Source organism: Streptomyces sp. NPDC046909 (assembly GCF_040644695.1).
GTDB lineage: Bacteria > Actinomycetota > Actinomycetes > Streptomycetales > Streptomycetaceae > Streptomyces.
Genome location: NZ_JBEYXC010000030.1, coordinates 24,031 through 47,244, shown reverse-complemented (window position 1 = coordinate 47,244; position 23,214 = coordinate 24,031). Strand labels below are relative to the sequence as shown.

The following is a 23,214-nucleotide window of genomic DNA, read 5'->3' as shown; positions in this document are numbered from 1 at the left end:
CACGACGGCGCCGCAGACGAACGCCGACACGTCGCCGCACATCCAGCGGAGCGCTTAGTGCCGAGGCCCTCGCTGCTCCAGTACCGGCCCAAACCCGCTCGGAACACGGTGGAGTCCCGTTACGACGGGGTCACGATCCCCCGGTTGACACCGCAGGCGGTCTTGCCGACCCCATGCCCCCGGCGTAGACCAGAGCCCACGGGACAGCGCTCGACGTTCGACGACGAACGAAGAACGGGGCAGTGATGCACAGCACGAGCAGCACATACCGGACACAGATGGCCACCGCGACCGCCGCCCTCCTCGTGGGAGCCCTCTCGCTCACCGCGTGCGGTGGCGATGACGACAGCGGGGGCGGGGGCGGTGCCACGGAGAGCGGCGGCACCTCCGTCACGCTCCCCAAGCTGGACGGTCAGACGCTTGAGGTGGCCGCCGTCTGGACCGGAGCCGAACAGGAGAACTTCACCAAAGTCCTCGACGAGTTCACCAAACGCACCGGCGCCAAGGTCAAGTTCGTGCCGACCGGGAACAACACCTCCACGTTCCTCGGCGCGAAGATCGAGGGCGGCCAGCCGCCGGACGTGGCGTTCCTGCCGCAGGTCGGGGTGTTGAAGCAGTTCGCGGAGAAGAACTGGCTGAAGCCCCTCGGCGCGGAGGCGAAGGCCCAGTTGGACAAGAACTTCTCGCAGGGGTGGCGGGATCTCGGGGCGGTCGACGGCCGGCAGTACGGCGTGTACGCGAAGGCCGCCAACAAGTCCCTGATCTGGTACAACACCGCCGCGTTCGAGGCGGCCGGGATCACCGGGACGCCGAAGACGTGGAAGGAGTTCCTCACCACCGCGCAGACGCTGTCCGACGCCGGTTCGCCGGCCGTGTCGATCGGCGGGGCGGACGGCTGGACGCTCACCGACTGGTTCGAGAACGTCTATCTGTCGCAGGCCGGGCCGGAGAAGTACGACCAGCTCGCCCAGCACAAGATCAAGTGGACGGACCCGTCCGTCAAGCAGGCCCTCACCACGCTCGCCGAGCTGTGGGGCAAGGACGAGCTGCTCGCGGGCGGCCGCAAGGGCGCGCTGGACACGGAGTTCCCGAAGTCGGTCACCCAGGCCTTCACCGGTGACACCCCGGCCGCGATGGTCTTCGAGGGCGACTTCGTCACCGCGAACATCAACGCCGACACCAAGGCGAAGGTGGGCACGGACGCCAAGGTCTTCCCGTTCCCGGCCGTGGGCGCCGACTCCCCTGTGGTCAGCGGCGGTGACGTGGCCGTGGCCCTGAAGGACAGCAAGGGCGCGCAGGCGCTGCTGACCTTCCTCGCCTCGACCGACGGGGCCGAGGTGTGGGCGGCGCAGGGCGGCATCCTCTCCCCGAACAAGGAGATGGACCAGAGCACGTACAAGGACGAGGTGACCCGGCAGATCGCCAAGGCGCTCATCGACGCCGGTGACGACTTCCGGTTCGACATGTCCGACCAGGCACCGGCGGCCTTCGGCGGCACGCAGGGCACGGGTGAGTGGAAGGACCTCCAGGACTTCCTGAGCAACCCGGGCGATGTGGCGGGCGCCCAGCAGAAGCTGGAGGCCGACGCGGCCAAGGCCTACGGGGCGAGCTGACGCCGATGGCCTCGGTGGCGAACTCGGCGGAGGGCGCCGGCGCGATGCCGACGCCCTCCGCGTCCCCGCACAAGAGCGTGACGCGGACCAGACTGTGGGTGGCGGTGCTGTTCCTGCTGCCCGCACTGATCCTGCTCGGCGCGCTCGTGGTCTACCCGATCGGGTACTCGATCTGGCGCAGCCTCTACGACGCCGACGGCTCCGGCTTCGTCGGCCTGGACAACTACGGCGACATCTTCAGCAATGACGCCACCCTCACCGCCGTACGCAACACCGCGATCTGGGTCGCGGTCGCCCCGGCCGTGGTCACCGCGCTCGGTCTGATCTTCGCGGTGCTGACCGAACGGGTGCGCTGGGGCACGGCGTTCAAGCTGATCGTCTTCATGCCGATGGCGATCTCCATGCTGGCCGCGGGCATCATCTTCCGGCTGGTGTACTCGGCGGACCCGGACCAGGGCGTCGCCAACGCGGTGGTGACGAGTGTGCACGACACGTTCGTGGACTCCTCGGTCTATCCGAAGGCCCGGCCGAACGCGGCGGTGAGCGATCTGAAGGCCTCGGGCGGCGGCTCGTTCACCTCGACCGGCACGGTGCAGTCGGGCACCCCGGCCCTGCTCCCGCTGGTCGGCATCGCGCCCAACAAGCTCCCCGGCAGCCCCGAGAACGCGAAGGCGGCCACCGGCGACGGGGTCACCGGCACCGTCTGGCTGGACTTCAAGCTGGGCGGCGGCGGCACGAAGGGGCAGATCGACCCGGGTGAGAAGGCGCTGGAGGGCGTGAAGATCGAGGCGGTGAAGGACGGCAAGGTCGTCGCCTCGACGACGAGCGGCGCCGACGGCACCTTCAACCTCCCCGGCGAGGCAGACGGGGCCCAACTCCGGCTGCCGGGCTCGAACTTCGCGGCGCCCTACAACGGCATCGACTGGCTCGGCCCGACGCTGGTCACGCCGTCCATCATCGGGGCCTACGTCTGGATGTGGGCGGGGTTCGCGATGATCCTGATCGCGGCCGGACTCGCGGGCGTGGACCGCAACCTCCTGGAGGCGGCCCGGGTCGACGGCGCCAACGAGTGGCAGGTGTTCAGAAGGATCACGGTGCCGATGCTGGCGCCGGTCCTGGTCGTCGTCCTCGTCACCCTGATGATCAACGTGATGAAGATCTTCGACCTGGTCTTCATCATCGCCCCGCAGCCCACCATGGACGACGCGAACGTGCTGGCGCTCCAGCTGTTCCAGTCGTCCTTCGGCGGTGGCGCGAGTTACGGCATCGGCAGTGCGATCGGCGTCATCCTGCTGCTGCTCGTCGTACCGGTGATGTGGGTGAACCTCCGTCGGCTGCGGAAGGAGCGTGAACGGTGACCACTCTCGACACGACCGTGCGTGCCAAGCGCTCCCTGGCCTCGCGGGTGGCGAGCGGGGCGGCCGGAGGCGCGCTGCGGATCTTTCTGATCGTCGTGGCGCTGATCTGGCTGGTGCCGTCCTTCGGACTGCTGGTGTCGTCGTTCCGCGCCCCGACGGACATCGCCGCGTCCGGCTGGTGGAAGGTGTTCACCGCGCCCGGCCAGCTCACGGCGAACAGCTACGAGACGCTCCTGAAGAACGAGGCGATCACCGACTCCCTCTTCAACACCGTCTGGATCACGGTCCCCTCGACCCTGCTGGTGGTGCTCATCGGCGCGATGGCCGGATACGCCTTCGCGTGGATGGACTTCAAGGGCCGCGACGGATGGTTCATGGTCGTGGTGGGGCTGCTCGTGGTGCCGGTACAGGTGGCGCTGATCCCGCTCACCGTCCTCTTCCGGGAGATCGGGATCTTCGGCGACATCATCGCCGCGGTCCTCTTCCACGTCGCGTTCGGACTCCCGTTCGCGATCTTCCTGCTGCGGAACTTCTTCGCGGAGATCCCCCGTGAACTCCTGGAGGCGGCCCGCCTGGACGGCGCTGGCGAGGCCCGCCTGTTCGCGACGGTGGTCCTCCCCCTGGCCGCACCGGCCCTGGCCTCGCTGGGCATCTTCCAGTTCCTGTGGGTGTGGAACGACATGCTGGTGGCCCTGGTGTTCACCAACGCCGACTCCCAGCCCCTGACGGTCGCCCTTCAGCAGCAGGTACGCCAGTTCAGCAGCAACATCGAGATCCTGGCGACCGGCGCCTTCATCTCGATGGTGATCCCGCTGCTCGTGTTCTTCGCGTTCCAGCGGCAGTTCGTGTCCGGGGTGATGGCGGGGGCGGTCAAATAGCCCCTGCGGTACGCGGATTGGCGTGATGAGGGGCCGACCGGAACCGGCCGGCCCCTTTCGCGTTCACCCGCGTTCACCCGGAATCCCCCGTATGCCGCAAGCGACGTAACCAAGTCGGCGCACCGGCCGTTCCCGGGCCGAACGCCCGCGCCGACTCTTGGATGTGCCTTGCCCAGGTTCAGTGTCATCGTCCCCGCATACAAGGTTCAGGCGTATCTGCACGAGTGCCTGGAATCAGTGCTGTCGCAGTCGTGTCCGGATCTGGAGCTGATCGTCGTCGACGACGGCTCGCCGGACGCGTGCGGCGAGATCATCGGCGAGTTCGCGGCGCGGGACGCGCGGGTGCGGCCGGTGCGGCTGGCCGAGAGCCAGGGTCCCGGCCCGGCGCGCAACGCGGGGATGGCCGTGGCGACCGGTGACTATCTGCTGTTCCTCGACGGGGACGACACCCTCACGCCGGGCGCGGTGGAGGCGATCGCCGACCGGCTGAAGGAGACCGGGGAGCCGGACGTCCTGGTGTACGACTTCGCCGTCACCCACTGGTCCGGCGAGGCCGTCCGCAACGCCCTCGCCGCCCAGCTCACCGAGCAGGGCCCGGCCCCGTTCCGCCTGGAGGACCGCCCGGGCCTGCTGCGCGTGCTCATGGTCGCCTGGAACAAGGCGCACCGCAGGGAGTTCGTCGAGCGCGAGGGCCTCAGCTTCCCGCCCGGCTTCTACGAGGACACCCCGTGGTCGTACCCCGTGCTGATGGCGGCGGAGACGGTGGCGACCCTGGACCGGGTGTGCGTGCACTACCGCCAGCGCCGCCAGGGCAACATCCTCCGCACCAGCAGCCGCCGCCACTTCGACGTCTTCGACCAGTACGACCGGGTCTTCGCGTACGTCGACGCGCGCCCTGAACTCGCCCAGTGGCGGCCGGTGTTGTTCCGCCGCATGGTGGACCACTTCTCGACGGTGTTCACCAAGCGCGACCGGCTGCCGCACGGCACCCGCGCCGAGTTCCTGCGCCGCGCCCGCGCCGACTACCTGCGCCACCGCTCCCCCGGCCACCCGGTCCCGCTCCGCTCCCGTTTCCGCCACTCCCTGGTCCGGCTCAGCCTGCACCGCACCTACCGCGTCCTGGAGTCGGCGCAGCGACTGGGCCACCGCACCGGAACGGTGGCGTCCCGGCTCGCCCGCGCCCTGCGCGCCGCGGCCCTCCAACTCCACTACCGCATCCAGCTCCGCCTCCCCCTGCGCGAGGACCGTGCCGTCTTCGCCGCCTACTGGAACCGCGGCCACAGCTGCAACCCGGGCGCCCTGGAAGAGGCGTTCCGCACCTACGCGCCGCACATCCGCACGGCGTGGATCGCCACCGCCGAGCACCAGCACACGATCCCGACCGGCACCCGCCGGCTGCGCCCCGGCACGGCCGCCTACTGGACGGCGCTGGCCCGCTCCAAGTACCTCGTCAACAACGTCAACTTCGACCGCCGCCTGGTCAAGCGCCCCGGCCAGGTCTTCGTCCAGACCCAGCACGGCACGCCCCTCAAGCACATGGGCCTGGACCTCCAGGAACGCCCGGCGGCCGCCCGTGACATGGACTTCGCGGCGCTCCTCGACGGCGTCGACAAGTGGGACTACGTCCTCTCCCCCAACCGCCACACCACACTGACCTGGGAGCGCGTCTACCCGGGCACGTACACGACCCTCCCCTACGGCTATCCCCGCAACGACCGTTTCCAGCGGGCGACTTCGCAGGACGTGCACCGGCTGCGCGAGTCCCTCGGCATCCCGGAGGGCTCGGTCGCGATCCTCTACGCCCCGACCCACCGCGACTACCGCCGCACCCAGCGCCCCACCCTCGACCTCGACCGCGTCCTGCGCCGCCTGGGCCCCCGCTTCGTCGTCCTGGCCCGTGCCCACTACTTCCACGGCGGCCCCCTCGCGACGAGCACCGGCCGGATCATCGACGTCACCGGCCACCCGAGCGTCGAGTCCCTCTGCCTCGCCTCGGACGCCCTGGTCACCGACTACTCGTCCCTGATGTTCGACTACGCCAACCTCGACCGGCCGATCGTGATCCACGCCACCGACGACGACCACGCGGCGTACGAGGCCGCCCGCGGCACCTACTTCGACCTCCGCGCCTTCCCTCCTGGCGCGGTCGCGCGCAGCGAGGACGAACTCACCGACATCTTCGCCACCGGGCACTGGCGGGGCTCCCGTTCCACCCAGCTGCGGTCGGCGTTCCGCGAGCGGTTCTGCCCGTACGACGACGGGCGCGCGGCGGAGCGGGTCGTACGGCGTGTGGTGCTCGGGGAGATGGAGCCGGTGCCGGTGCTGCCGCTGGCCGAGCGGTGTCCCGTACCCTCCGCTGCGGCGGCGCTGGATCTGGCGCCGCTTCCCTCGGTGCCGCGGCCTTCTTCGCCGGTTGCCGTTGTCGAAACCCTTTGAGAGTTCCGGGAGTTCGTATGCCCTCCAGTCCTTCGCGGCCCACCCCGAGCAGGCCGCACACCTGGCGTCCGGCCGGACGTCCAGGACGTTGACCCGCCGCGCACCGACAGAAAGAGCAGCATGCCCCGCTTCAGCATCATCGTCCCGGCCCATGGAGTGGAGGGTCGGCTTCCCTTCGCGCTGGACTCGGTCCTCGCCCAGTCCTTCGGGGACTTCGAGCTGATCCCGGTCTGCGAGGCGTCGCCGTCCGACGACCCTCGGGTCGTGCCGGTGCAGTCCCCGCCGTCCGCCGGGCTCGCCGGGGCGCGTAATGCCGGGCTTCGGGTGGCTGCCGGGGCGTATGTGCTGTTCCTGGACGGGGACGACGAGTTGGCGCCGGGGGCGTTGGCGGCGTTGGACGCGCGGCTGGTGGAGACCGGGGACGTGGATGTGCTGTATTTCGAGCACGAGCGGGTGCCGTGGTGGGTGGGTGAGCCGACGAATCCGGCGGCGGCGGTCCTGGCGGGGCCGCCGCGGCCGGCCGGGGTGCGGTTGCCGGCGTGGAGTGCGGCGTACCGGCGGGCGTTTCTCGGCGAGCGGCAACTGACCTTCCCTGACGGCCACTTCACGGACGTCGGCTTCGGGGGGCTGGTGGCGCTGCGGGCCGAGCGGGTCGGCGTCGCGCGCACGGTGGTCGTACGGCATCACGCGCGCCGTCAGGGCGACCGGCTGAGCATGCCGGGCGAGCACCACTTCGAACTCCTCGGCCAGGTGGACCTGGTGCTCACGCGGGCCGCCGAACAAGGGCTGGCGGGTGAGGCGTTGGGGGCGTTGTTCGGGGCGCTGTTCGTGAGGGTGCTCAGGTCGGCCCTGCGGGTGCCGTCGGGGCGGCGGGCGTTCTTCCGGCGGGCGGGCAGGCTGTACCGGCGGCATCGGCCGGCCGGGTTCCGGGTGCCGGACGGTGGTCTCGGGGTGCAGTTCCGGCTGCTGGCGACGGGTTCGTACACCGCTTTCCGGGTGCTGCGGGGCGCGAGCCGGCTGCCGGGATGGATGCGTGCGGCGGCTCGTCCGCGGCTGGCCCGGGCGGTACGGGCGTGGCGGCGCCGTCGGGGCCTGTACGCCCGCGCGCTGCGGCGCCCGCTGGACGAGAACCTCGCCGTGTTCGCCGCGTACTGGGGTCGCGGCTATGCCTGCAACCCGGCCGCGATCCACGCCAAGGCCCGTGAACTCGCCCCGCACATCAGGCCGGTGTTCCTGGTGCAGGAGAAGGAACTGGCGCACATGCCGGCGGACGTGGACAGCGTCGTCATCGGCACGCCTCGCTACTGGCAGGTGATGGCCCGCGCGAAGTACACCTTCAACAACGTCAACTTCGAGACGGCGGTGCGCAAACGCCCCGGCACCGTCCACGTCCAGACCCACCACGGCACCCCGCTCAAGCGGATGGGCGTGGACCAGGTCGAGTACCGGGCCGTCGCGGCGGCCACCGGGAACTTCGGCACGCTGATGCGGCGCGTGGACCGCTGGGACTACTCCCTCTCCTCCAACCGGCACTCCACGGAGGTCTGGTCGCGGGCGTATCCGAGCCCCTTCGAGCATCTGGAGTACGGCTATCCGCGCAACGACCGCTACTTCACCGCGAGTTCGGCGGAGGTGGCGGAGATCCGTGCGCGGCTCGGCATCCCCGAGGACCGGATCGCGCTGCTGTACGCGCCGACGTACCGCGATTATCCCCGGGACCTGGCCGACCAGTTCGACCTGGCGGGCTTCTGCGCGGGCCTGGACCCGGGGTTCGTGGTCCTGCTGCGCGCGCACTACTTCCTGGACGGCAGCCCGGCCCTCAAGTCGGCTGTCGAGGCGGGCCGGTTGATCGATGTGACGTCCCTGCGCGAGACCGAGGACGTGTGCCTGGCCTCGGACGCGCTGATCACCGACTACTCGTCCATCATGTTCGACTACGCCAACCTCGACCGCCCGATCGTGATCCACGCCGACGACTGGGACGTCTACCGGGACACCCGTGGCGTCTACTTCGACCTCATGACCGAGGCCCCCGGCCATGTCTCCCGCACCCGCGAGGAGTTGCTGCGCCTGTTCACCGACGGCAGCTGGGCCGACGCCCGCGCCGCCGAGCTGCGCGGCCGGTTCCGGGAGCGGTTCTGCCAGTTCGACGACGGTCACGCCGCCGAGCGCGTCGTACGCCGGGTCCTGCTCGGCCAGTCCGAGGCCGAACTCCCGCCGCTGATCCCGCTCCAGGAGCGCACCCCCGCACCGTCGGTCTCCCGCTGTCTTCCCGGAAGGTGACATGCCCCGCTTCAGCATCGTCGTGCCCGTCCACAAGGTGCAGGGCTACCTGCGCGAGTGCCTGGAGTCCGTACTGGCCCAGTCCTACGGCGACTTCGAGGTCATCGTGGTCGACGACCGCTCCCCGGACGGCAGCGGACTGATCCTGGACGAGTTCGCGGCCCGCGACGACCGCGTGCGGGCCGTGCACCTGCCGGAGAACGCCGGCGTCGGCCCCTGCCGCAACCACGGAGTCTCCCTGGCCCGGGGCGAGTACCTCCTGTTCCTCGACGGCGACGACAGCTACACGCCGGGCGCCCTCGCCGCGATCGCCGCCCGCGTCGACGCCACCGGCGCCCCGGACGTCGTCCTCTTCGACTACGCCCGCGCCCACTGGCAGGGCGGCGTGAAACGCAACCGCGACGCCCACCTGTTCACCGAGCCGGGCCCGGACGTCTTCACGATCGCCGAACGCCCGGAACTCCTCGACCTGTTCACGGTCGTCTGGAACAAGGCGTACCGTCTCGACTTCTTCCGCGCGGGCGGCTTCGCCTTCCCCACCGGGTTCTACGAGGACGCCGTGGTCGTCTACGAGACCCTCTGGACGGCCCGCACGATCACCCTGCTCGACCGGGTCTGCGTGTACTACCGCCAGCGCCGCCAGGGCAGCGCGCTGCGCACCCCCAGCCGGGACCACTTCGCCGTCTTCGCCACCTACGAGCGGCTGTTCCGCTTCCTCGCCGAGCGGCCGGAGCTGGAGAGGTGGCGGCGCTTCCTGTACGACCACATGGCCGACCACTACTGGTTCATCATCCGGCAGCCGGACCGCGTACCGCCCTCCGCGCGCCGCGAGTTCCACACCCGGGCCCGCCGCGATCTGCGCCGCCACCGCCCAACAGGCGCCCCGCGCCTGGGATACGCGCTGCTGAGGGGCCCGTACGCCCTCTACCGGCTCTCCCGGGTGACCGCGCCGGCCCTCGGCCGACTACGGAAGAAGCAGCGCCAGTGGCTGCGCGGGCTGCGGAGGATCGTGCTGCGGGTGCTGCGCCGCCTTGCGCCCCGCCCACGCCTCGACCCCAACTTGGCGCTGTACAGCGCCTTTTCCCACCGGGGCGTCCAGGGCGACCCCGCCGCGATCTACCACAAGGCCCGCGAACTCGCCCCGCACATCCGGGGGGTGTGGGTGGTGGGGGCGGACGCCGAACACACGGTCCCGGCGGGTGTCGAGCACGTGCGGCCGGGCAGCCGCGCCTACCGGAAGCTGACGGCTCGCGCGAAGTACCTGGTGAACAACGCCAATTGGGCCAATGAGCTCGTCAAGCGCGAGGGCGCCGTACACATCCACACCCACCAGGGCACGCCCCTGAAGTCCATGGGCACGGACCTGCTCCCGTACCCGGGCGCGCGGCGCGGCTGGAGCGTGACCGCGATGCTGCGCCGCGCCGACCGCTGGGACTACAGCATCGCCGCCAACCGCCACTCGGAACTGACCTGGCAGCGCGTCTACCCCTGCCGCTTCACTTCCCTGCCGACGGGCAGCCCGCGCAACGACTGCCTCGCCGCCCCGGACCCGGCCCGCCGCGCGGCCGTCCGGCAGCGACTGGGCATCGCGGAGGACTCCCGTCTCGTCCTCTACGCACCCACCAACCGGGATCACCGGCAGGGCGGTTGGGCCCCCTCGACCGACCTGGCGCACCTGGCCAGCGGCTTGGGGAACGGTTTCACGCTGGCCGTGCGCCTCCACCCCGCCCTCGCCCGCCGCCACGAACGCGGCCTGCTCTACGGCGACTTGGCCCGCCAGGGCGTCTTCCTCGACGTCACCGACGAACCGTGCGTGGAGGACCTGCTGCTCGCCTCGGACGCCCTGATCACCGACTACTCGTCCCTGATGTTCGACTACGCCCTCCTGGACCGTCCGATCGTCGTCCACGCCTACGACTGGGAGACGTACAAGGCGAGCCGGGGCACGACCTTCGACGTCACGGCCGAGCCGCCGGGCCATGTCACCTGCACGGACGCCGAGTTGGCCCGCGTCTTCGCCTCGGGTGCCTGGCGGGACGAGGAGTCGGCGCGGCTGCGGTCCGTCTTCCGGTCCCGATTCACGGGGTACGACGACGGGCGCGCGGCCGAGAGGGTCGTACGGCATCTGATGCTGGGCGAGGGACTGCTGCCGTATGGCGGGGCGTCGACGACGTCGACGTACGAGTGGGCGGCGGGGCATGTCGGACGTGGCGAGGTGGTGCTCGCGTCCGACCGCCACGCCGCCGGGGCGGGGCCGGTGTCGGTTCCGGCGCCGGGGACTACTCGATGACGAGGTCGACCTCGATGTTGCCGCGGGTGGCGTTGGAGTAGGGGCAGACCTGGTGGGCGGTCTCGACGAGCTTGCGGCCGGTGGCCTCGTCGACGGTGTCGGGGAGCTCGACGCGGAGGGTGACGGCGAGACCGAAGCCCTCGCCCTGCTTGCCTATGGAGACCTCGGCGGTGACGGCGGCGTCGGTGACGTCGACCTTGGCCTGGCGGCCGACGAGACCGAGGGCGCTGCCGAAGCAGGCGGCGTAACCGGCGGCGAAGAGCTGCTCCGGGTTGGTGCCCTGACCGTTGCCGCCCAGCGCGGCCGGCGGGGCCAGCTGGAGGTCGATCTGGCCGTCGTTGCTGACGGCGCGACCGTCGCGGCCGTGGGTGGCGGTGGCGACAGCGGTGTAGAGCGCGTCCATGGGGTTCCATCCCTCTCAGGAGTCATGACGGGGGCGGCCGGCCCATCGGTCCCCCTCCGTTTCCGGCGGTTCCCGTCCGGGCCGTCTCACGACCACAAGTAGAGCACACAATTAAGTTGTGCACAACTAAATGGCGAACAAGAGCTACCCTGGAGACATGACCACGCCTTCGCCCACCACCGACTGGCTCCGCCTCGACCAGCAGATCTGCTTCTCCCTGAACGCCGCCTCGCGCGCCTTCGGCGGCGTCTACCGCGTGATCCTGAAGGACCTCGGGCTCACGTATCCGCAGTACCTGGTGATGCTGGTGCTGTGGGAGCACGGCGACCTGCCCGTCAAGAAGCTAGGCGAGCACCTGCGTCTCGACTCCGGCACCCTCTCCCCGCTGCTCAAGCGCCTGGAGACGGCCGGCCTGGTCCGCCGCGAACGCAGCACCCGCGACGAACGCTCCGTGGAGGTCCGGCTCACCGAGGACGGCGTCGCGCTGCGCGAGCGCGCGCTGGAGGTACCGCGCCGGATCGCCGCGGCGACCACCTTCGACGTCGACGAGATCCGGGAGCTGCGGGCCCGGCTGGACGAGCTGACGACGGCTCTGGACGCGGCGCAGCTGGAAGAGAAGTGAGGTGGCAGTGAAGTGAGGTGGCAGTGAAGTGACGTCGGGGGCGGGCACTGGCCAGTGCACCGGTCAGTGAACCCGGAGCCCCTTCGGATCATCTTCCGGATCGAGCGCCGCACGCCCCCCGGTGAGCGTCCGGCGCGCCCGCCCCTACGATCCCGGAACGCGCCCCCTCCATGCCCCTTCACGCCCCCCAGGTCTGCGTCGTCGTGACCGGCCACGACGACGCCCCGCGCGTGACGTCCACCGTGCGCTCCGCACTCACCCAGGGCGCCGCCGTCCGCGAGGTCCTCGTCGTCGACGACGGCTCGACGGACGGCGGCGCGGAACTCCTGAACCGCCTCGGTTCCCGCGACCCACGCGTACGCGTGCTCCGCCGCCGGGTGCACAGCGGCGGCCGGGGCAGCCCGCGCAACACCGCTCTCGACCGGGTGACATCGCCGTACGTGATGTTCCTGGACGGCGGCGACGCGCTGCTGCCAGGGGCGGTGGACGCGCTGTTGCCGGGGGCGGTGGGGGCGCTGCCGGCAGGCGGGCTGGAGGCGCTGCCGCCCGGCGCGCGCGTGGACGTCGTGAGCGGGTTGTGTGCGCGCCCCGCGCAGCGCCCGCTCTGGGCGCACGACACCGCGTGCGGCAACAAGCTCTACCGCACCGGCTTCCTGCACGAACACGGCATCCGCTTCCCGGAGGGCCGCTTCGCCCACGGCGAGGTCGTCTTCCACGCGCGCGTGCTGGCGGCGGGCCCGCGCGTCACGTTCGTACCGAAGCGGGTGTACGTGCCGCACGCCCCGCCGGTCCCCGACGCGCCGGCGCTCGCGGAGGCGTACCGGCTGGCGTACGACATCCTGCTGGCCGCCGGACGGACGGAGCTCGCGGAGACGGTGCGCTCGGGCCGGCCCGCGCGGACACCACCGTTCGCGACCTCGCGCTCACGGGGAGTCGTCGATGCTGTCCTCGGCGGACTGCGTCGCCTGATTCACTGATACCAGCGCACACCACAAGAAGGGGACGGCCGCACATGACCTGGCTGATCACCGGCGGCGCCGGTTACATCGGGGCGCACGTCGTACGGGCGATGACCGAGGCGGGCGAGCACGCGGTGGTGTACGACGACCTGTCGACCGGGATCGCCGAGCGGGTGCCGGACGGGGTGCCGCTCGTGGTCGGCTCCACGCTGGACGGCGAGCGCGTGGCCCGCGCCCTGACGGACCACGCCGTCACCGGGGTGGTGCATCTGGCGGCGAAGAAGCAGGTGGGCGAGTCCGTCGAACTGCCCCTGCACTACTACCGGGAGAACGTCGAGGGCCTGCGCGTCCTGCTGGAACAGGTGACCGAGGCCGGTGTCGGCGCCTTCGTCTTCTCGTCCTCGGCCGCGGTGTACGGCATGCCCGACGTGGAGCTGGTCACGGAGGAGACGCCGTGCCTGCCCATGTCGCCGTACGGCGAGACGAAGCTGGCCGGCGAGTGGCTGGTCCGCGCGACCGGCCGGGCGACGGGCCTGTCGACGGCGTCCCTGCGCTACTTCAACGTGGCGGGCGCGGCCGGCCCCGACCTCGCCGACACCGGCGTCTTCAACCTGATCCCCATGGTCTTCGAGAAGCTGACGGAGAACGCGCCCCCACGCATCTTCGGCGACGACTACGCCACCCCCGACGGCACCTGCGTCCGCGACTACATCCACGTCGTCGACCTCGCCGAGGCCCATGTGGCGGCCGCCCGCGCCCTCCTGACCTCCCCCGGCCGCGACCTGACCCTCAACATCGGCCGCGGCGAAGGCGTCTCCGTCCGCGAGATGATCGACCGCATCAACGCCGTCACCGGCTACGACCGCCCCCCGACCGTCACCCCGCGCCGCCCCGGCGACCCGGCCCGCGTGGTCGCCTCCGCCGAACGCATCGCCACGGAACTGGGCTGGAAGGCCAAGCACGATGTGCAGGACATGATCACGTCGGCCTGGGAGGGGTGGGTACGACTGCATCCGGGGGCGGCGCGCGCATAGGGCGGGGGCGAGGGTCGGGGCCGAGGACTGGGGCGCCTGCGTCCGGGGGCGGCTCGCGCCCAGGGCGCCTCGGGCGAGGGCTGATTACTCCGCCCCGCCCCCGCCCCGCTCTATTCCACCCGGCTCTATTCCGCCGCGCTCTGCTCCACCCCGAACTACTCCGCCCCGATGACCGACTCCCTCGACCGCGCCCTCGGCACCGTCATAGGCTCCGCCACCGGCGACGCCCTGGGCGCCCCCTTCGAGTTCGGCCCCGAGGGCGCCTTCTCCGCCCGCTTCCCGCGCCCCGGACACGGCGGCGAGATGTGCGGAGGCGGCGGCTGGGACCCGGGCGAGGCGACCGACGACACGCAGATGGCCGTGCTGGTCGCGGAGTCGCTGCTGGAGTGCGGCGGGCTCGAACTGCCGGACGTCTTCCGCCGGTTCCAGCGCTGGGCGGCCGCCGATCCCAAGGACATCGGCCTCCAGACGGAGGCGGTGCTGACCAGCGGCGACGCCTGGGACCTGGCCGCCGCACTCCACTTCCAGACGAACCAACGGGCCGCGGGGAACGGCGCGTTGATGCGGGCGGCCCCGTCGGCGGTCCACTTCGCCCCCGCCGGACGCCACGCCACCATGGACGCCGCCCGCCGCCTCTCCGCCCTCACCCACGGCGACCGCGCGGCCTGGGAAGGCACCGCGATCCTCCACGAGCTGATCCGCGTCGCCCTCACGGGTGCCGACCCGCTCACCGCCGTCCCCGACACCCTCACGGCCGTCCACCCGGACCACCGCGCCCGCTACTCCACCGTCCTGTCCCCCGCCTGGCACCCCGACCAGGCCACGGAGTTCAACGGTGCCGTCTGGCCCTGCCTCGGCTCGGCGGTCTGGGCGCTGCGCACCACCTCCTCGTACGAGGAAGCCGTACGCGCCGCCATCGACCTCGGCGGCGACACGGACACCGTCGCCGCGGTGACCGGCGCCCTCGCGGGGGCCGTGTACGGGCTGAGCGCGATCCCCGGGCGCTGGACCGAGGCCCTCCACGTCCCGCTGCCGGGCTTCGGCGGACGGGTGCTGCGCACGGCGGAGTTGACGGATCTCACCCGGGGCCTGTGCGGCGGCCGGGACAAGCGCGGGAGCGGCACGCTCTGAGCAACACCTCTGAGCCGCAACACCCCTGAGCCGCAACACCCCTGAGCCGCGGCCCCTCCACACCGCCCCGTCCCGCCCCGCCCCGCTACAACGCCTTGAGCGCCGCGGCCGTCCCCCGGGCCAGCGCGTCCAGATATCCCTTCGGCAGCTTCGGGCTGCGGATGATCACCGAGCGCCAGTACAGCGGCCCGGAGATCAGGTCGAGCGCCAGCTCGTCGTCGAGGCCCGCGCGCACCTCGCCCCGCTGTTCCGCCGCCACGAGGATCTTGCTGGCGACGCCCTCCTGCCCGTCCCGCAGCGCCTTCTGGACCGCCTCGGCGATCTCGGGGTTGCGGGCCGCCTCGGCCTGGAGGTCCGGGAGGATCTGGGAGGCGACGGGGTGGCGCAGCGCGCGGGAGGTGACCTCGTACAGGAGCCGCAGGTCGCTCTGGAGCGCGCCGGTGTCCGGGGCGGGCAGGCCCTGTACGGCGAGCGCCGAGACCACGTCGAGGACGAGGTGCAGTTTGGAGCGCCAGCGGCGGTAGACCGCGGTCTTGCCGACGCCCGCGCGGCGCGCGATCCCCTCGATGGACATCCGCGCGTAGCCGACGGCCGCGAGTTCCTCGAAGACGGCGGCGCGGATGGCTTCCGTCACATCCTCCCGGAGCACGGCGGCTCCGGCGGGGGCGCGGCGGCGCGGACGGGTCTGCGGCTCGTCGGCGTTCGTCGTCATGCGGACCAGCATAGGGCGTTACGACGAAACGGTCCCGTCGCGACGCGAGAGGTCACGACGTCACGACGAAACAGTCACGTCCCGGCGCACCTCGTCACGACGAAACGGTTGCGTTCCGACGTCGACTCGGCCTACGCTCACGTTGCGACGATACGGTCCCGTCCCGACGTAAGAGAACGTGAAGAGAAGCGTAAGGAAACGCCGGGCGTCGGACTCCCCACACCCCCCAAGTGAAAGCAGCGGATGTGAGCCAGGTCCTCCACACACCGCCCTCAGCACCGGCACCCCCGGCCGAGGACGACCTCGCGGCCCTCGCCGCCCGTCACGGCCTCTCGGTCAGCGGTGCCCGCCCGACCCTGCCCGAGTACATCCGCCAGCTGTGGGCCCGGCGCCACTTCATCACCGCGTTCTCGACCGCCAAGCTCACCGCCCAGTACAGCCAGGCGAAGCTCGGCCAGCTGTGGCAGGTGATGAACCCGCTGCTGAACGCGGCGGTGTACTTCCTCATCTTCGGTGTGCTGCTGGGCACCAAGAAGGGCGTGCCGGACTACGTCCCGTTCCTGGTGACGGGCGTGTTCATCTGGACGTTCACACAGAGCTCGATCCTGGCGGGCACCCGCGCGATCTCCGGCAACCTCGGCCTGGTGCGGGCCCTGCACTTCCCGCGGGCCGCGCTGCCGATCTCCTTCTGCCTCCAGCAGCTCCAGCAGCTGCTGTTCTCCATGTGCGCCCTGGTCGTGATCCTGCTCTGCTTCGGGGTGCCGGTGGCGGTGTCCTGGGTGCTGGCGGTCCCGGCGCTGGCCCTGCAGTTCGTCTTCAACGCCGGCGTCTCGATGGTCATGGCCCGGCTCGGCGCCAAGACCCCGGACATCGCGCAGCTGATGCCGTTCGTCCTGCGCACCTGGATGTACGTCTCGGGCGTCATGTGGAGCATCGAGAACCTCGCGAGCAAGCACCACGACTGGCCGTCGTGGGTGGTCCCCGTCCTCCAGGCCAACCCGGCCGCGATCTACATCGACCTGATGCGCTTCGCGCTGATCGACAGCTTCCACGCGAGCCAGCTGCCGGCCCATGTGTGGCTGATCGCGACGGGCTGGGCCCTGCTCGCCGGAGTCGGCGGCTTCATCTACTTCTGGAAGGCTGAGGAGACGTACGGCCGTGGCTGAGAACATCAACGGGAACGCCCCCACCGTCATCGCGGACAGCGTCGACATCGTCTACCGCGTCCACGGCACCGGCGCCGGCAAGGGCTCCGCGACCGCCGCCCTCAACCGCATCCTGCGCCGCGAGAAGACCGAGAAGGCATCGGGCGTGCGCAAGGTGCACGCCGTGAAGAAGGTGTCGTTCGTCGCCTACAAGGGCGAGGCGATCGGCCTCATCGGCACCAACGGCTCCGGCAAGTCGACGCTGCTGAAGGCCGTCGCGGGCCTGCTCCCCGTGGAGAGCGGCGCCATCTACACCGACGGGCAGCCCTCCCTCCTCGGCGTGAACGCGGCCCTGATGGGCGACCTGACCGGCGAGCGCAATGTCTACCTCGGCGGCCTCGCCATGGGCATGTCCCGCGAGCAGGTCAAGGAGCGCTACCAGGAGATCGTCGACTTCTCCGGCATCAACGAGAAGGGCGACTTCATCACCCTGCCCATGCGCACGTACTCCTCCGGCATGGGCGCCCGCCTCCGCTTCTCCATCGCCGCCGCCAAGGACCACGACGTCCTCCTCATCGACGAGGCCCTCGCCACCGGCGACCGCTCCTTCCAGAAGCGCTCCGAACAACGCATCCGCGAGCTGCGCAAGCACGCCGGCACGGTCTTCCTCGTCAGCCACAACAACAAGTCGATCCGCGACACCTGCGACCGGGTGCTGTGGCTGGAGCGCGGCGAACTGCGCATGGACGGCCCGACGGAGGACGTCCTGAAGGAGTACGAGGCCTTCACCGGCGACAAGACGGCCAAGCCGAAGCCCAAGCCCAAGGTCGCCGTCTAGCCCAGCGCCTCGGGCTGGAACACCCACGTCCGATAGACCAGGAACCGGAAGGCGGACGCCAGCACGATCGACACGGCCTTCACGGCATTCGACTCCAACGGACCGTGAAGGCCGAGGCCGTGATAGCCGACGTAGAAGAGGCCGCTCTCCATGGCCACGCCGATCGCGCTGAAGGTGAAGAACAGCACGATCTGCTGGTGGCTGCGCGCGTCCCGGTCCCGGTAGGCGAAAAAGCGGAAGCCAAGGTAATTCGTGCCCATGGCGACGAGGCTGGCGAGCGCCGTCGCCACCATGGCCCGCCATGCGAGGCCGTGCAGCAGCACATTGAAGACGGCGAAATTCACCACGACACCGCTGCCGCCGACGACACCGAACTGCACCACTTCGCGGATGCTGACACGCTCCTCGACCAGGTTCAAAGTCACGGCACAAGGCATAGCCCGGAACGGTAAGTCCGCTGCTCACCTTTGCCTAAAGCAGGCCAAGAAAAGGGCGCCCCGAGCCATCGCGGCTCGGGGCGCCCTTCTCGTCGTACAGCCTACGAATGCGTGCGCAGCAGCGTGCGCATCGTCCGCATCGCCACCGACAGGTTGGCGAGGTCGAAGGCCTCCGAGCTCTGGATCTCCTCCAGGGTCGAGCGCGCGCGGCCCAGGATCGCGGCGTTCTTCTCCTCCCAGGCCTTGAAGCGCTGCTCGGGAGTGGAGGTGCCGTTGCCGACCGCGAGGACGTCGGCGGTCAGGCCCGAGTGGGCGGCGTAGAGGTCCTCGCGGATGGAGGCGCGGGCCATGGACTGCCAGCGGTCGGCGCGGGGCAGCTCGATGATGCGGTCCATGAGCTGGGTGATCCGCAGGCGGTCGGCGAGGTCGTAGTAGACCTCGGCGACATCCAGCGGCTCCTTGCCCATGCGGTCGGCCACCGAGACGATGTCGAGCGTCGGGAAGGCGGAGGAGAACCCGGCCACACGCGTGGCGAGTTCGTCCGGGACGCCGGCGCCGGTGAGCTCGTCGTAGATCCGCTGGTACCACTCGAGGTCCGCGCCGCGCAGCAGCTTCGGCAGCTGCGACCACACCTGCTCGACCCGCTCGGCGAAGAACTCGACGGTCTCGGCGAGTTGCAGCGGCTGCGGCCGGTTGTTGAGCAGCCAGCGCGTACCGCGCTCGACAAGTCGGCGGGAGTGCAGCCGGATCCGGGTCTGTACGGCGGCCTCGACCTGGTTGTCGAGCGCCTCGACCCCGTCCCACACCACGTTGGAGCGGAAGATCGCGCGGGCCGCGGTCTGCGCCCGGACGATCTCCTCCAGGGAGGCGCCGGTCTCCTCGCGCAGACGGTGGAGGTAGGTCGTACCGCCCGTGTTGACCGTGTCGTTGACGAGCACGGTCGTGGTGATCTCGCGGCGCAGCGGGTGGCCGTCGATGTGCTCGGCGAACTTCTCGCGCAGCGCGCTCGGGAAGTACGCGTGCAGCAGCCCGCGCAGATACGGGTCGTCCGGGAGCGAGGTGTGCAGCAGCTCGTCGGAGACCGTGATCTTCGTGTACGCCAGGAGGACGGCCGTCTCCGGGCCGGTCAGGCCCTGTGCGGCGCCCAGGCGTTCGCGGATCTGACGGTCGGTGGGCAGGAACTCCAGGGCCCGGTCGAGGTGGCCCTCGCGGACCAGGTGGCGCATGAAGCGCTGCTGGGCGTGGAGCATGTCCTTGGACTGGGCGAGGGCGTTGGCGATCGCGGTGTTCTGCGCGTAGTTGTTGCGCAGCACCAGATGGCCGACCTCGTCGGTCATCTCGGCGAGCAGCTTGTTGCGCTGCTTGACCGTCATGTCGCCTTCGGTGACCAGCCCGTTGAGCAGGATCTTGATGTTCACCTCGTGGTCGGAGGTGTCCACGCCCGCGCTGTTGTCGATGGCATCGGTGTTGATCTTGCCGCCGCCCAGGGCGAACTCGATCCGGCCGAGCTGGGTCAGCCCCAGGTTGCCGCCCTCGCCGACGACCTTGACCCTGAGGTCGGCGCCGTCGACGCGGATCGGGTCGTTGGCCTTGTCGCCGACGTCCGCGTGGGTCTCGGTCGAGGCCTTGACGTACGTGCCGATGCCGCCGTTCCACAGCAGGTCCACCGGCGCCTGGAGGATGGCCTTCATCAGGTCGGCCGGCGTCATCTTGGACACCTTGCCCTCGATCCCGAGGGCCTCGCGGATGTGCGCGTTGACCGGGATGGCCTTGGCGCTGCGCGGGTACACCCCGCCACCGGCCGAGATCAGCTCGGAGTCGTAGTCCGCCCAACTGGAGCGCGGCAGCTCGAAGATGCGGCGGCGCTCGGCGTACGACGTCTCCGCGACGGGGTTCGGGTCGATGAAGATGTGCCGGTGGTCGAAGGCGGCGACCAGGCGGATGTGCTCGCTGAGCAGCATGCCGTTGCCGAACACGTCACCGGACATGTCACCGATGCCGACGACCGTGAAGTCCTCGGCCTGCGTGTTGACGCCCAGCTCCTGGAAGTGCCGCTTCACGGACTCCCACGCGCCGCGCGCGGTGATGCCCATGCCCTTGTGGTCGTAACCGGCCGAACCACCGGAGGCGAAGGCGTCACCGAGCCAGAAGTTGTACGACTCGGCCACCCCGTTGGCGATGTCCGAGAACGTCGCCGTGCCCTTGTCGGCCGCGACCACCAGGTAGGTGTCGTCCTCGTCGTGGCGTACGACGTCGGCGGGCGGCACGACCTCGCCGGCCACCATGTTGTCGGTGATGTCGAGGAGCGCCGAGATGAACGTCTTGTAGCTGGCGATGCCCTCGGCCAGCCACGCGTCCCGGTCCACGCCCGGGTCGGGCAGCTGCTTGGCGACGAAGCCGCCCTTGGCGCCGACCGGCACGATGACGGTGTTCTTCACCATCTGCGCCTTGACCAGACCGAGGATCTCGGTGCGGAAGTCCTCCCGCCGGTCGGACCAGCGCAGACCACCGCGCGCGACCTTCCCGAAGCGCAGGTGCACGCCTTCGACACGCGGCGAGTAGACCCAGATCTCGTACGCCGGGCGCGGCGCGGGGAGGTCCGGGATGGCCTGCGGGTCGAACTTCATGGACACGTAGTCGTGCGGCTTGCCGCCGAGCGCCTCCTGGAAGAAGTTCGTGCGCAGGGTGGCCTTGATGACGGTCAGGAAGGACCTGAGGATCCGGTCCTCGTCGAGGCTGGCGACCTGGTCGAGAGCCGCGTCGACCTCTTCGAGGAGGGCGTCCACGATCTCGTGCCCGGCGCGCTGGCGGTCCGGGGACATCCGGGCCTCGAACAGGGAGACGAGCAGCCGGGTGGTGTGGACGTTGTTGCGGAGGGTGTCCTCCATGTAGTCCTGCGAGAACGTGGAGCCCGCCTGCCGCAGGTACTTGGCGTACGCGCGCAGCACCATCGCCTGCCGCCAGTTCAGGCCGGCGCTGAGCACGAGGGCGTTGAAGCCGTCGTTCTCCGCGTGCCCGGTCCAGGTGGCGGCGAAGGCCTCCTGGAAGCGCTCACGGCCGTCGTCACCGAGATAGTCCCCGGCGCCGTTCTGCGACTGGGGCATGCGCAGCCCGAAGTCGTAGATCCAGGCCACGCTCCGGTCCGAGCAGCGCAGTTCGTACGGCCGCTCGTCCATGACCTCGACGCCGAGCCGGTTGAGGACCGGCAGCACGGCGGACAGGGTGATGGAGTCACCCTTGCGGTAGATCTTGAAGCGGCGCTCCTCGGGGGCGGCGCCGACCGGCTCGTACAGGCTCAGCGCGAAGTTGTTCTCCTCGCTGAGCTTCTCCAGGTGGACGAGGTCGGCGACGGCCGCGCGCGGGGTGTGGTCGGCCTTGTAGCCCTCCGGGAAGGCGTTGCCGTACCGGCGCAGCAGTTCGGCGGCGCGCTCCTCGCCGAGCTCGGCGGTGAGCGCCTCGGCGAAACCGTCGGCCCAGGAGCGGGCGGCCTCGACGAGCCGGGCCTCGATGCGCTCCTTGTCGGCGTCGCTGAGCTCCGGCAGCTCGGTGCCCTGCGGGACGCGGACCACGAAGTGCAGCCGGGAGAGGATCGACTCGGTGTTCCAGGCGGTGAAGTCGACGCTGGTGCCGCCGAGTTCCTCCTTGAGGATGTCGATGATCCGCAGCCGTACGCCGGTGGTGTACCGGTCGCGGGGCAGGTAGACGAGGGCGGAGTAGTAGCGCCCGTACTCGTCCTGCCGCAGGTAGAGCCGCAGCCGCCGGCGCTCCTGGAGGTACAGCACGCTGGTGACGATGGACTGGAGCTCGTCGGGCGGGGTCTGGAAGAGCTCGTCGCGCGGGTACGTCTCCAGGATCTGGAGCAGGTCGCGCCCGTCGTGGCTGTTGGGCGAGAACCCGGCGCGCTGGAGGACCTCGTCGACCTTGCGGCGGATGACGGGGACCCGGCGGACGGACTCGGTGTAGGCGGCCGAGGAGAACAGCCCGAGGAAGCGGCGCTCACCGACGACATTGCCCGCGGCGTCGAACTTCTTCACGCCGATGTAGTCGAGGTACGACGGCCGGTGCACGGTCGCCCGGCTGTTGGCCTTGGTCAGCACCAGCAGCTTGTGCTCGCGCGCCTTGGCGCGGGCGTCCGCGGGCAGCCGCTCGAAGGACGGGCTGACGGGGTGGCTCTCGTCCTCGGCGTGCTGCGGGTCGGAGCGCAGGATGCCGAGGCCGGTGCCCGGCACGGCGGCGAGGGAGTCGTCCTCGCGGAGCTGGTACTCGCGGTAGCCGAGGAAGGTGAAGTGGTCGGCGGCCAGCCAGCGCAGCAGCTCACGGGCCTCCTCGACCTCCTGCTCGCGCAGATCGGAGGCGATGGGCTCGGCGGGCAGCTCCTCGGCCATGCGCAGCGCCGCGTCCCGCATCTTCTCCCAGTCCTCGACGGCCTCCCGGACGTCCGACAGGACGCGCAGCAGATCGGCGGTGATCTGCTTCAGGTCGGCGCGGTCGGTCTCCCGGTCGATCTCTACGTGGATCCAGGACTCGGTGTGCGCGTCGTGCGGCAGCTCGCCGCTGGGGCGCTGGGCGAGCACCTCGATGAGCTTGCCGGTGAGGTCCCGGCGGACCACGACCTGCGGATGGATGACGACGTGGATGCCACGCCCCTGCCGGGTCAGCTCATTGGTGACCGAGTCGACGAGGAAGGGCATGTCGTCGGTGACGACCTCGACGATCGAGTGACTGCACGCCCAGCCGTTCTCCTCGACGGTGGGCGTGAGGACCCGCACGCTGGCCGTGCCCTGTGGCCGGTTCTCGGCCAGCCGGTAGTGCGAGAGCGCGGCTCCGAAGACGTCGACCGGGTCGCGGCCGGCGAGGTCCTCCGGGGCGGTGTGCAGGTAGTAGCGCTGGAGGAACGCGAGCACGGTCTCCCGGTCCGGGGTGCTCTCATCCGTCGTCCCAGTCGGTAGGTGCCCCCCGACCGGGCTGTTCTCAGCTACCCGGGCGGCCCTCTCGAGCAGCTCGGCCTTGGCTTCGTCCAGCTTGGTCTGCATTGTCCTCTGGCTCCTGTCGCGCGCCGTTGCGTGACGTAGAAG

16 protein-coding genes are annotated in these 23,214 nt (G+C 70.6%); 12 read left to right on the top strand and 4 right to left on the bottom strand.

Going from position 1 to position 23,214, the window contains the following annotated elements; all coding sequences use genetic code 11:
• Positions 1–278 precede the first annotated feature (278 nt).
• From ABZ928_RS51015 to ABZ928_RS50990, 6 genes are all read left to right on the top strand, one after another.
• Positions 279–1,613: an ABC transporter substrate-binding protein gene (locus ABZ928_RS51015; RefSeq protein WP_361536246.1), complete on the top strand. Its 1,335-nt coding sequence runs from the start codon at positions 279–281 to the stop codon at positions 1,611–1,613.
• Positions 1,614–1,618: 5 nt separating this feature from the next.
• On the top strand, positions 1,619–2,971 hold the full coding sequence (locus tag ABZ928_RS51010; protein ID WP_361536244.1) for a sugar ABC transporter permease: 1,353 nt from the start codon (positions 1,619–1,621) through the stop codon (positions 2,969–2,971).
• Complete coding sequence (locus ABZ928_RS51005; RefSeq protein ID WP_361536242.1) at positions 2,968–3,849, top strand: carbohydrate ABC transporter permease; 882 nt, start codon at positions 2,968–2,970, stop codon at positions 3,847–3,849. Before ABZ928_RS51010 ends, ABZ928_RS51005 begins: the two co-directional genes overlap by 4 nt.
• A 168-nt stretch (positions 3,850–4,017) precedes the next feature.
• On the top strand, positions 4,018–6,285 hold the full coding sequence (locus ABZ928_RS51000; RefSeq protein WP_361536240.1) for a bifunctional glycosyltransferase family 2 protein/CDP-glycerol:glycerophosphate glycerophosphotransferase: 2,268 nt from the start codon (positions 4,018–4,020) through the stop codon (positions 6,283–6,285).
• Between the two features lie 120 nt (positions 6,286–6,405).
• The gene (locus ABZ928_RS50995; protein ID WP_361536238.1) at positions 6,406–8,568 is read left to right on the top strand and encodes a CDP-glycerol glycerophosphotransferase family protein; all 2,163 of its coding nucleotides are present in this window, start codon (positions 6,406–6,408) and stop codon (positions 8,566–8,568) included.
• Between the two features lies 1 nt (position 8,569).
• Positions 8,570–10,858 (top strand): bifunctional glycosyltransferase family 2 protein/CDP-glycerol:glycerophosphate glycerophosphotransferase, encoded by a 2,289-nt coding sequence (locus ABZ928_RS50990; protein ID WP_361536236.1) that lies wholly within the window; start codon positions 8,570–8,572, stop codon positions 10,856–10,858.
• Here ABZ928_RS50990 and ABZ928_RS50985 read toward each other — a convergent pair.
• Complete coding sequence (locus tag ABZ928_RS50985) at positions 10,848–11,261, bottom strand: organic hydroperoxide resistance protein (protein ID WP_361536234.1); 414 nt, start codon at positions 11,259–11,261, stop codon at positions 10,848–10,850. The genes ABZ928_RS50990 and ABZ928_RS50985 overlap by 11 nt on opposite strands.
• Positions 11,262–11,418: 157 nt before the next feature.
• Here ABZ928_RS50985 and ABZ928_RS50980 point away from each other — a divergent pair, with 157 nt between their 5' ends.
• From ABZ928_RS50980 to ABZ928_RS50965, 4 genes are all read left to right on the top strand, one after another.
• Positions 11,419–11,883 (top strand): MarR family transcriptional regulator, encoded by a 465-nt coding sequence (locus ABZ928_RS50980; protein ID WP_361536232.1) that lies wholly within the window; start codon positions 11,419–11,421, stop codon positions 11,881–11,883.
• 170 nt (positions 11,884–12,053) lie between these two features.
• Positions 12,054–12,860 carry a glycosyltransferase family A protein gene (locus ABZ928_RS50975; RefSeq protein ID WP_361536230.1) on the top strand — a complete coding sequence of 269 codons (807 nt, stop codon included), beginning with the start codon at positions 12,054–12,056 and terminating at the stop codon, positions 12,858–12,860.
• A gap of 35 nt (positions 12,861–12,895) precedes the next feature.
• Entirely contained in the window at positions 12,896–13,876 is a 981-nt protein-coding gene (gene galE / locus ABZ928_RS50970) for a UDP-glucose 4-epimerase GalE (protein WP_361536228.1), read from the top strand.
• A gap of 168 nt (positions 13,877–14,044) precedes the next feature.
• Entirely contained in the window at positions 14,045–15,007 is a 963-nt protein-coding gene (locus tag ABZ928_RS50965) for an ADP-ribosylglycohydrolase family protein (RefSeq protein ID WP_361536226.1), read from the top strand.
• 85 nt (positions 15,008–15,092) lie between these two features.
• On the opposite strand, the gene ABZ928_RS50960 is transcribed toward ABZ928_RS50965, so the two are convergent.
• Positions 15,093–15,719 (bottom strand): TetR/AcrR family transcriptional regulator, encoded by a 627-nt coding sequence (locus ABZ928_RS50960; protein ID WP_361536224.1) that lies wholly within the window; start codon positions 15,717–15,719, stop codon positions 15,093–15,095.
• A 245-nt stretch (positions 15,720–15,964) separates the two neighbouring features.
• Here ABZ928_RS50960 and ABZ928_RS50955 point away from each other — a divergent pair, with 245 nt between their 5' ends.
• Positions 15,965–16,885, top strand: coding sequence for an ABC transporter permease (locus tag ABZ928_RS50955; RefSeq protein WP_361536222.1), 921 nt, complete (start codon positions 15,965–15,967; stop codon positions 16,883–16,885).
• Complete coding sequence (locus ABZ928_RS50950) at positions 16,878–17,702, top strand: ABC transporter ATP-binding protein (protein WP_361536220.1); 825 nt, start codon at positions 16,878–16,880, stop codon at positions 17,700–17,702. Before ABZ928_RS50955 ends, ABZ928_RS50950 begins: the two co-directional genes overlap by 8 nt.
• On the opposite strand, the gene ABZ928_RS50945 is transcribed toward ABZ928_RS50950, so the two are convergent.
• Together ABZ928_RS50945 and ABZ928_RS50940 are read right to left on the bottom strand one after the other, a co-directional pair.
• Complete coding sequence (locus ABZ928_RS50945) at positions 17,699–18,127, bottom strand: GtrA family protein (RefSeq protein WP_361536218.1); 429 nt, start codon at positions 18,125–18,127, stop codon at positions 17,699–17,701. The genes ABZ928_RS50950 and ABZ928_RS50945 overlap by 4 nt on opposite strands.
• 113 nt (positions 18,128–18,240) lie before the next feature.
• Positions 18,241–23,172: an NAD-glutamate dehydrogenase gene (locus ABZ928_RS50940; protein ID WP_361536216.1), complete on the bottom strand. Its 4,932-nt coding sequence runs from the start codon at positions 23,170–23,172 to the stop codon at positions 18,241–18,243.
• Between the last annotated feature and the right edge of the window lie 42 nt (positions 23,173–23,214).